Source organism: Mesorhizobium sp. (genome assembly GCF_005063415.1).
GTDB lineage: Bacteria > Pseudomonadota > Alphaproteobacteria > Rhizobiales > Rhizobiaceae > Mesorhizobium.
This window is the reverse complement of record NZ_SUEG01000360.1, coordinates 1-707: the sequence shown is the minus strand read 5'-3', so window position 1 is coordinate 707 and position 707 is coordinate 1. Positions and strand designations below refer to the sequence as shown.

Sequence of the window (707 nt, the reverse complement as noted above, 5' to 3'; positions counted from 1 at the left end):
GAAGATCGCGGTCCACGAGGGCCTGGTCTGCTGCGCCATTCTAGCCCTTACGAGTGGGCCGAGGTTCATCTGACGCTGCACCGCGACCCGTGGCACGCCGATCGAAAACCTCATCAGATCGCCAACAAGGCGCCGGGGCGCGGAAAGCTTGAGGGCTCGGCCTCGCATCAAACGTACCTCTAATAAAGATAAGGGAATATTCGCTTGGTCTTTTCCATATAGGCACGGTATTGCGGGCCGAAATTCTCCAGCATCATACGCTCTTCCTCGTCCACTCTCAGCAGGAAAAGGACTGCGAACCCAATCAAACCCGATATGCCCGCAATCCAGTTCGGCAGCAGAAAGACCTGGCCGAGGCCCATGAGCAGGAACGAGGTATACATCGGGTGGCGGACCAAGGCGTATGGTCCGGCGCAGATGAGTTCATGCCGTTCGCGGATCTCCAGCGTAATCGACCAGTTCCGGCCAAGTTCCTTGTGGGACCTGCGAAAAACCCATAGCGCGGAGCAGAAGATGATTGTGCCGAGAGCCACGGCCCACGCGCTGGCCGGGTGGTCAGCCGCTGCGGGCATGCCGGTGACAACATAGAAGGCAGGCAGGATTGCGAGGCCAAACAGAGCAGATGCAAGCCCGACGATGTCGGAACGTGAGCGGTAGCCAGTTACAATTCGCACGCGCCTTGCCCGGCGCTCGAAGGGATACCGGAT

1 protein-coding gene is annotated in these 707 nt (G+C 59.3%); it reads right to left on the bottom strand.

The features are described from left to right. Nucleotides 1-179 precede the first annotated feature (179 nt). On the bottom strand, nt 180-707 hold a 528-nt coding region (locus E5W70_RS32605), incomplete at its 5' end, for a protein-S-isoprenylcysteine O-methyltransferase (protein WP_292665485.1).